Origin of the sequence: Methanoculleus sp. UBA208 (assembly GCF_002498065.1) — an archaeon.
Taxonomy (GTDB): domain Archaea; phylum Halobacteriota; class Methanomicrobia; order Methanomicrobiales; family Methanoculleaceae; genus Methanoculleus.
The window spans coordinates 512-9020 of the sequence record NZ_DAFZ01000070.1 but is presented as its reverse complement, the minus strand read 5'-3'; the positions used below and the strand labels follow the sequence as shown (position 1 = coordinate 9020).

Here is an 8509-nt window from a genome sequence, read left to right as displayed (position 1 = left end):
GCACCTCGCACCTGGCGGTGCTTGAACTCTTTTCCTCCGGGAAAGTCGTCCTTCGCGGCTTCGCGCTCTTCGTGTGAGCTGAACTAGATGAGAACACTGGAACAAAAAGAGAAGGTGATAAATCCCGGATCACATTAGCCCGTGGTAGTGCCCGAGCGGCTCGAGGGTGATCTCTTCGCGCTTGATGGCGTCGATTGCCATCGCCGCTGCCCGGGCAGCCTGGAGCGTGGTGATGTAGGGTATACCGTAATCAACGGCGGCCCGCATGATCTGGATGTGGTCCTGCCGGGACGCCTTGTCCGCCGGGGTGTTGATGATCAGCCGGATGCCGCCCGAACGCATGGCATCGATGACGTTCGGGGATCCTTCCTGGACCTTCCGCACAAGGTTCGCCTCGACGCCGTTCTGGGTGAGGAAATCGACCGTCCCGCTCGTTCCATAAAGCGAGAGGCCGAGCTCCCGGAGCTTCCGCGCGACCGGCAGGAGTTCCTCCTTCTGCTCGTCCGTCACCGAGATGAAGACGTTCCCGGTCGTCGGCAGGGTGTTGTCCGCGGCGGTGCATGCCTTGTAGTAGGCACGGCCGAAGTCGTAGTCGATGCCCATCACCTCGCCGGTGCTCTTCATCTCCGGCCCGAGCACAGTGTCGACGCCGGGGAGCTTGTTGAAGGGCAGGAGCACCTCCTTCACCGCTACGTGCTCGATCTCCCGTTCGGTAACACCCATATCGGCAAGTTTCCGGCCGACCATCACCTTCGCCGCGATCTTCGCGAGCGCGATGCCCGTCGCCTTCGCAACAAACGGCACGGTCCGGCTCGCACGCGGGTTCGCCTCAAGCACGTAGACCACATCGTTCTGGACGGCGTACTGGATGTTGATCAGCCCGACGACCCCGAGGCCGAGCGCGATCTTCTTCGTGTATTCGCGCACCCGCGCGATCACCGAGGGCGAGAGGGACTGCGGCGGGATGACGCAGGCCGAGTCGCCGGAATGGACGCCGGCCCACTCGATGTGCTCCATGATGCCGCCGATCAGGACGTCCGTTCCGTCAGAGACCGCGTCGACGTCGACCTCGACAGCGCCCTGGAGGAACGAGTCGATCAGCACCGGGTGCTTCCGGCTCACCCGGACGGCCTCCTTGATGTAACTCTCAAGTTCGGCCTCGTCGTGGACGAGTTCCATCGCCCGCCCCCCGAGGACGTAAGACGGCCTGACCAGCACCGGGTAGCCGATAGCCCCGGCCATCTCCCGCGCCTCCCCCTCAGAGTAGGCGGAACTGTTCGCCGGGCTCGGGATCCCGAGCCGGGTGAGAAGCTGGCTGAACCGGTCACGGTCTTCCGCCGCATCCATGGCGTCGGGCGATGTCCCGAGGATCTTCGTCGGTAGATCGAGGCGCCGGATCTCGGCGTCCAGCGGCACGGCCAGGTTCACCGAGTTCTGGCCCCCGAACTGGACCATGACGCCGTAATAGTCGTCTTTCTTGAGGATGTTTATGACGTCCTCAAGCTGCATCGGCTCAAAGAAGAGCCGATCGGAGGTGTCGGCGTCGGTCGAGACCGTCTCGGGGTTGTTGTTGACAATATGGACCTCGATCCCCTCTTCTTCGCGAAGCGCCATCACCGCGTGGACGGTGCAGTAGTCGAACTCGATCCCCTGGCCGATCCGGATCGGCCCGGAACCGAGGATCAGCACCTTCTTCGCGCCGTCCCGGACGAGCTCACACCCCTCCTCCCAGGTGGAGTAGAAGTAAGGTGTCGTCGCCGGGAACTCGGCGGCGCAGGTGTCCACCATTTTATAGGTCGGCGTCCCGGAGAGGGCCGCAAGCTCGTCGACGGTCTTTTTCGTCAGCGCCTGCAGCTCCTCGTCCGAGAAACCGTAACGTCTCGCGGCCCTGACGTCCTCCGGTGCAAACGCGGTCTCGAGTTCCCGTTCGAGGTCGACGATGTTCTTGATCTTTTCAAGGAAGAACGGCGTGATGGCGGTCAGATCGGCAACCTCCCCGACCGTGAACCCCTCCCGGAAGGCATCGAAGAGGCACCCGAACCGCTCGTCGGTGGGGGACGTGAGGATCATCCGGATCTCGCTTGGGCTCGTGTGCCGCTGCATATCGGTATCGAGCGACCGGAGCGCTTTCTTGAATGCCTCCTCAACCGTCCGTCCTATCGCCATGACCTCGCCGGTGCTCTTCATCGCCGTGGTGAGCGTCCGGTCCGCGGACTTGAACTTGTCAAACGGCCACCGCGGCACCTTCACCACCACGTAGTCGATTGCAGGCTCGAAGGATGCCGGGGTGACACCGGTCACGGTGTTCATGATCTCATCGAGCCGGAGCCCTATCGCGATCTTTGCCGCCACCCGGGCGATCGGGTAGCCGGTCGCCTTGGACGCGAGCGCAGACGAACGCGAGACCCGGGGGTTCACCTCGATGATCCGGTATTCGCCGTCCCGATAAGCGAACTGGATGTTGCACCCGCCCTGGACGTCGAGCGCCCGGATAATCTTTATTGCGGCGGTCCGGAGCGTCTGGAACTCGTCGTCCCGCAGGGTGAGGATGGGCGCGACGACGACGCTCTCGCCGGTGTGAATGCCCATCGGGTCGACGTTCTCCATGCCACAGACGATGATGCAGGTATCGGACGCGTCCCGCATCACCTCGAACTCGATCTCCTTCCACCCGGCGACGCTCTCTTCCACCAGAACCTGGTGAATCCGCGAGCGGGCGAGCCCGATCTCGATGATCCGCCGCATCTCCTCGGGCGTGTGCGCCACGCCGCCGCCGGAGCCGCCCAGGGTGTATGCCGGCCGGATGATCGCCGGGAGGCCGACCTCGCGGATCGCCTCGTCGATCTGGTTCATGTTCTCGAGAATCATGCTCCGGGGAACAGGTTCGCCGATGGCGTTCATCAGGTCGCGGAACTGCTCCCGGTCCTCTCCCCGGTAGATCGCCTCAAGCGGCGTTCCGAGGATCTCCACGCCATCGAGTGCGCCCATCTCCGCGAGTTCCGCGGTCATATTAAGGCCGGTCTGGCCGCCCATGCCGCTCAGGATCCCGTCCGGCTTCTCTTTCGCGATGATCTTTGCGATGAGTTCGGCCTTCAGGGGCTCGATGTAGATGACGTCCGCGGTATCGGGATCGGTCTGGATCGTCGCGGGGTTCGAGTTGACCAGGACGACCTCGACGCCCTCCTCCCGGAGCGCGCGACAGGCCTGCGACCCCGAGAAATCGAACTCGGCCGCCTGCCCGATCTGGATGGGGCCGGAGCCGATGAGAAGAACCTTTTTGATGTGAGATTTCTTCGGCATTATGGAATCTCCCTGTATATGCGGTCAAAGAAGTGCATCTCCGTATCCCGGGGGCCGCCGTGCGCCTCCGGGTGGAACTGGACGCAGGTTATGTTGAGGTCGCGGTTCTCGAACCCCTCGACCGTGCCGTCGTTCACGTTCCTGTACGAGACCGTGCATCCTTCGGGCAGGGTCTCTTCATCCACCGCAAACCCGTGGTTCTGCGTCGTGATGTAGATGCTCCCGTCCTTGTAGCGGACCGGCTGGTTCGTTCCCCTATGTCCGAACTTCATCTTGTAGGTCTCGGCGCCGAGCGCGAGGGCGGCAACCTGGATGCCCATGCAGATCCCGATGACCGGCACCTCGCCGGCGAGGTCCCGGACGCACCGGATGGCGTGCGTTGCCCTCCTCGGGTCGCCGGGCCCGTTGGTGACGAAGAGTGCGTCGGGCTTTGCGGCCATCACCTCGTCCGGTGCGGCCGTGTGCGGAAACACGTGGATGTCGGCACCACGGTAGTTGAGACTTTCAAGGATATGCCGCTTCACCCCGAGGTCGATGACGGCGATTCGTTTCCCGGGGCCGCTGACCCGGTAGGGCTCAGCGCAGGAGACGCTCCCGATAAGGTCGACCTCGCTGATCGGGGAGACGGCCCGGGCACGCCTGACCGCTTCTTCGGCGTCATCGCTGCCGACGATGAGGGAAGCCCGGAGGGTCCCGACCGTCCTGGTCTTTATCGTCAGACTGCGGGTATCGACGCCCGACATCCCGAAAAGACCGTTTTCTTCGAAAAATTCCGCAACCGAGGGTTGCGTCGTGGGCACGCTAGCGATCTCGCGTGCGATGCAGCCGCGCGCATGAACCAGTGGACTCTCGAAATTCTGCTGATCCACGCCGTAATTCCCGATGAGGGGATATGTAAACATCAAAATCTGCCCGGCATAACTGGGGTCAGTCAATGCCTCCATGTAACCGGTCATCTGCGTCGTGAAGACGAGTTCACCGGAACATGTCCCCTCAACGCCAAAACCATCCCCTACAACAAATGTTCCGTCTTCAAGACCCAGAACCGCCTTCATGAATTACCATATCACGTGGATCCGACTCCTTATTAACGGTAATGACTGATCGAACGCCCGCCCCCGCACCCCTGCAGGAAACCCGAAACGGCGGGTTCCCGGATACCCGAAATATTGAAGGCGACTGAGCGCCATCTGGCGCATGGGGTGAGAGCGCGGCAGAAAAGATCCGAACAATCGAAACACCTGAGGGGACGTTTACCGTCAGGCTCATCCAGGACGACCTCGGGAGCATCTACCCGGGCATGATCAGGTATACCGTCGAGGTTCTCCACGGCAACGAAACAGTCTACACCTACGCGATCAACTCCTACGAGGAGCCGCCGGGCTCCCTCTTCGACACCCGGGAGGTGGCGGAGATCGTATTCTCCCGGCTCGTGCACGACGTGACGTCCCGTCCACACGTCTACACCCGGCCACGCGTCTTCACTCGCCCGCTCCCGGGCAGCGGCACGGCCGATGTCGTCATCCTGCAGGGGAGCCCGCGCCGGTTCGGGAACTCCGCGAAGATTGCGTCGTGGTGCGACGACGAGGCCACCGGGGCAGGTCTCTCCTCCCGGGTATTCTTCCTGCAGGAGATGGATATCCGCCCGTGTATCGGCTGCTACACCTGCTATGACTATGGTTACTGTCCGATAGACGATGATATGCCCGGGATCATCCGGGCCCTTGAAGCCGCTTCCGTCCTCGTCGTCTGCACCCCGGTCTACACCAGCACCGTCCCGGCAACCCTCAAAGCGGTTATGGACCGCTGCCAGTGGCTTCATGCCCGGGAGAAAGTGCTGGGGAGAGAGGTGCACGCCCGGGGCCTGCTGGTCGCCGTCGCGGGACGGCAGGGGACCGAGCCCTTTGTCTGCGTAACGCATGTGGTCGACGCGTTCATGCGGAACCTGGGCATCCGTCCCGCCGAGCCGGTGCTGATCGGCGACCTAGACCGGATCCGTGACGTGGAAAAGATCGACGGGGTTGAGGACGACGTCCGGGCGGCGCTCTCCGCGCTGCTTCCTCCCCGAGACGAAGGCTAATATAGGATTCGTCCCCCACCGATGATGCATGGCAGAAGTAACTGTTGAGATCGTCGGGTTTGCGGAATCCGAATGCGGCCCGTTTCCCTGCGACGAGACGAGATCCTGCGGTCTTGAGACCTGTTACCCGTCAAATAGCCTGATGGACGCCATCAGCGCCCTGCGTGACGAACTCCTTGACGAGTATGGGGATCAGGTCGAGGTGAAGACGACGCTGATCGATGAGGGGGTGCCCGACCACATCAGGGAGATCATCGAGGAGCGCCACCCTCCTATCCCGATCATCCTGGTCAACGGGCGGCTTACGTCGATCGGGAGGGTCTCGCTCGATCTGATAAAAGAAGAGATTGATTATGCGCTGGAAGAGTCCTAGAATATCTTCTCCAACTCTCCGGTCGCAAGATCGAAGTACAGGCCGTGAAGTTTGACGCGTCCCTCTTTTTCCGCGGCCCTGACCGGCGGGTAGGTGCGGAGGTGCTCAAGCTGCAGGGCGACGTTCTCGATCTCGATAAGGCGGAGCCGGTTCTTCTCGTCTTCGGGGTTCTTCGGCGCCGGGATCTTCTCATCGACCCGGCGTTTCGCCTCCATCGCGTTGTTCAGCCAGAGCGGAACATACGCGTCCTTGCTCTCGTGGTCCAGCGCCTTTATGGCACCGCAGTTCGAGTGCCCGCAGATGACGATATCTCCGACCTTGAGGTGGTTGACCGCGTATTCGAGCACGGTCGCGAAGTTCCAGTCGTGAATCGGGACGATGTTGCCGATGTTGCGCTGCACGAAGAGTTGCCCGGCCTTCGCGCCGGTGATGCGTTCGGGGTCCACTCTTGAGTCGGAGCATCCTACCCAGAGGACTTCCGGGTGCTGGCTTGATGCAAGCGGGCCGTAGTGTTCGGGGTCCTTTGCAAAGTCTTCTTTCAGGAAGCGCTTGTTGCCCTCAAGAAATTTATCAATCATCCGTATACTCCGTAAGGCTGATATGGGCGACCATCTCGACAGGTACGCCTCTGAAGAGGGAGGTTACTTCCAGGATTTAAAAATGTATACGGCAGGTTGATGTGGGGAAAAGAGCAGTCGAATATCGGGCAAACAAACGGGATTCAGGCCATGAACGGTCCAGATTGTGCCGGAAATCCCGGTGTTTTAACGCCCGGATCGGGGACGCGGGATACCGAATGCACCCGGCATTAAGGCGGACATGATTAACAAAGCATGAGTGTTTATAACAACGATCGCCGGCCGGGGCCGCGATCCCGGTGAGGGGTATGCGCTCCCCGCCCAAAAAAGAAGATTATCTCTGGACGGCGCCGAGGTTCGCCTGCTCGACGGTTCGTGCATAGCGGGCGAGCGTGCCCGTAAGCCGGCGGGCGGGCGGCTTCCAGGCCCGGCGCCGCTCATCCAGAGTCGCTGCATCGACGGATAGGTCGAGGCGTTTTGCATAGAGATCGATTTCAATCTCGTCGCCGTCCTCCACGAGAGCGATAGGCCCGCCGACCGCGGCCTCGGGCGCGATATGCCCGATGCACGGCCCCCGGGTGCCGCCCGAGAAGCGTCCGTCCGTCACCAGGGCGACCCGGGTGTAGCCGAGGCCCATCAACGCCGAGGTCGGCGAGAGCATCTCGGGCATCCCGGGTCCTCCCCGCGGCCCTTCGTAACGGATAACGACGACGTCGCCCTCCGCGATCTCGCGGTGGAGGATCGCCTCCATCGCAGCATCTTCACCGTCGAAGACCCGTGCCGGCCCCCGGTGCCGCCACATCGCCTCCGGGACGGCGGCGCACTTGACGACGGCGCCGTCGGGGGCAAGCGATCCGCGCACGATCTTCAGGCCGCCGGCAGGGCTGACCGGGGCATCGGCAGTCCTGATCACGTCCGGGTCGGCGACCCGCGCTTCTTTCGCGATCTCAAGGATCGGGCGGCCCGAGACCGTCGGGGCGTCGTCGAGGTAACGCTCGAGCATCTTCAGGACCGCAGGAATGCCTCCCGCCCGGTGGAGGGCGAGCATGGAGTGCGGCCCCCCGGGCATCATGTGGCAGATATGCGGGGTCGCCTCGGCGACGGCGTTGAAGGTCTCGAGGTCGAGGGGGACGTCCGCCTCCCGGGCGACGGCCATCAGGTGGAGCACCGTGTTCGACGACCCGCCGAGCGCCATATCCACCCGTATCGCGTTCGCGAGACTCTTCGGGGTGACGATGTCCCGCGGGCGGACACCCTCCCGGACAAGGCCGACCGCCCGCTCCCCGCTCTCGCGGGCTATGCGGAGTTTTGCGGCGTCGACCGCGGGGATGACCGCGCATCCCGGGAGGGAGAGGCCCAGCGCCTCGGTCACACACGCCATGGTGTTTGCGGTATAGAGCCCCTGGCAGCTGCCGCACCCGGGCATCGCCGCGCACTCGAGTATCCCGAGTTCCTCCTCGCTCATCGTGCCGGCGGCGACGCGGCCGACGGCCTCGAAGACGTCGATGAGGGAGAGTTCGCGTCCTGCCGCGTAGCCGGGGAGCATGGGGCCGCCGGTGACGACGATCGCCGGGATGTTGCACCGCACCGCCGCCATGAGCATGCCGGGGACGATCTTGTCGCAGGTGCCGACGCAGACCAGACCGTCGAACCGGTGCGCCTCGACCATCAGTTCGACGGCATCGGCAATGTTCTCCCGCGAGGGAAGGGAATACCGCATCCCTTCGTGGCCCATCGCGATCCCGTCGCAGATGCCGATGGTCCCGAACTCGAACGGCACGCCGCCCGCGGCCGCGACACCCTCCTGCACCCTCTGCGATATCGACCGGAGGTGGGTGTGCCCCGGGACGATGGTGTTGTAGGCGTTTGCTATCCCGATGAAGGGCTGATCCATCTCACGGTCGGTGACGCCGAGCGACCTGAGCAGCGCCCGGTTCGGAGCACGCTGGTAGCCAATCTTAACCGTCTCACTCCGCATGGTAATCCTCGTATGAGAATAAACGCATGGGGAGAAAAGAGTATTCCGGGTAGCGGGGTGTGGTGCAGGAAACGACTGGCGCGAGTATCGCGAGCGGCAGGAGTTCGAGCACCGGCAGGTGCGAGTGGCGACGGGCCGAAGGGCCGGAGCTTGAGAAGAACGAAGGTCTTCGACGTGCGACTTCCCCGCAGGGGAAGGAG

6 protein-coding genes are annotated in these 8509 nt (G+C 63.1%); 2 read left to right on the top strand and 4 right to left on the bottom strand.

The features are described 5' to 3' along the window. Positions 1-129: 129 nt before the first annotated feature. A complete protein-coding gene (gene carB / locus BRA62_RS07535) occupies positions 130-3300 on the bottom strand; it encodes a carbamoyl-phosphate synthase large subunit (RefSeq protein WP_292365958.1) in 3171 nt (1056 codons plus the stop codon). Continuing rightward, positions 3300-4355 carry a glutamine-hydrolyzing carbamoyl-phosphate synthase small subunit gene (gene carA, locus BRA62_RS07530; protein ID WP_292365957.1) on the bottom strand — a complete coding sequence of 352 codons (1056 nt, stop codon included), beginning with the start codon at positions 4353-4355 and terminating at the stop codon, positions 3300-3302. Before carA ends, carB begins: the two co-directional genes overlap by 1 nt. 245 nt (positions 4356-4600) lie before the next feature. On the opposite strand from carA, the gene BRA62_RS07525 reads away from it, so the two are divergent. Continuing rightward, positions 4601-5380: a flavodoxin family protein gene (locus tag BRA62_RS07525; protein ID WP_292365956.1), complete on the top strand. Its 780-nt coding sequence runs from the start codon at positions 4601-4603 to the stop codon at positions 5378-5380. Positions 5381-5408: 28 nt separating this feature from the next. Beyond that, positions 5409-5753, top strand: coding sequence for a hypothetical protein (locus BRA62_RS07520; protein WP_292365955.1), 345 nt, complete (start codon positions 5409-5411; stop codon positions 5751-5753). On the opposite strand, the gene BRA62_RS07515 is transcribed toward BRA62_RS07520, so the two are convergent. Together BRA62_RS07515 and ilvD are read right to left on the bottom strand one after the other, a co-directional pair. Beyond that, complete coding sequence (locus BRA62_RS07515) at positions 5750-6331, bottom strand: carbonic anhydrase (RefSeq protein WP_292365954.1); 582 nt, start codon at positions 6329-6331, stop codon at positions 5750-5752. The genes BRA62_RS07520 and BRA62_RS07515 overlap by 4 nt on opposite strands. A gap of 334 nt (positions 6332-6665) precedes the next feature. Continuing rightward, complete coding sequence (ilvD, locus tag BRA62_RS07510; protein ID WP_292365953.1) at positions 6666-8309, bottom strand: dihydroxy-acid dehydratase; 1644 nt, start codon at positions 8307-8309, stop codon at positions 6666-6668. Positions 8310-8509 lie beyond the last annotated feature (200 nt).

What these genes read in the sequence shown, in the direction of transcription:
- carB (WP_292365958.1), bottom strand. Translation starts at nt 3,300, where the DNA reads ATGCCGAAGAAATCTCACATCAAAAAGGTTCTTCTCATCGGCTCCGGC.
- carA (WP_292365957.1), bottom strand. Translation starts at nt 4,355, where the DNA reads ATGAAGGCGGTTCTGGGTCTTGAAGACGGAACATTTGTTGTAGGGGAT.
- BRA62_RS07525 (WP_292365956.1), top strand. Translation starts at nt 4,601, where the DNA reads ATGATCAGGTATACCGTCGAGGTTCTCCACGGCAACGAAACAGTCTAC.
- BRA62_RS07520 (WP_292365955.1), top strand. Translation starts at nt 5,409, where the DNA reads ATGGCAGAAGTAACTGTTGAGATCGTCGGGTTTGCGGAATCCGAATGC.
- BRA62_RS07515 (WP_292365954.1), bottom strand. Translation starts at nt 6,331, where the DNA reads ATGATTGATAAATTTCTTGAGGGCAACAAGCGCTTCCTGAAAGAAGAC.
- ilvD (WP_292365953.1), bottom strand. Translation starts at nt 8,309, where the DNA reads ATGCGGAGTGAGACGGTTAAGATTGGCTACCAGCGTGCTCCGAACCGG.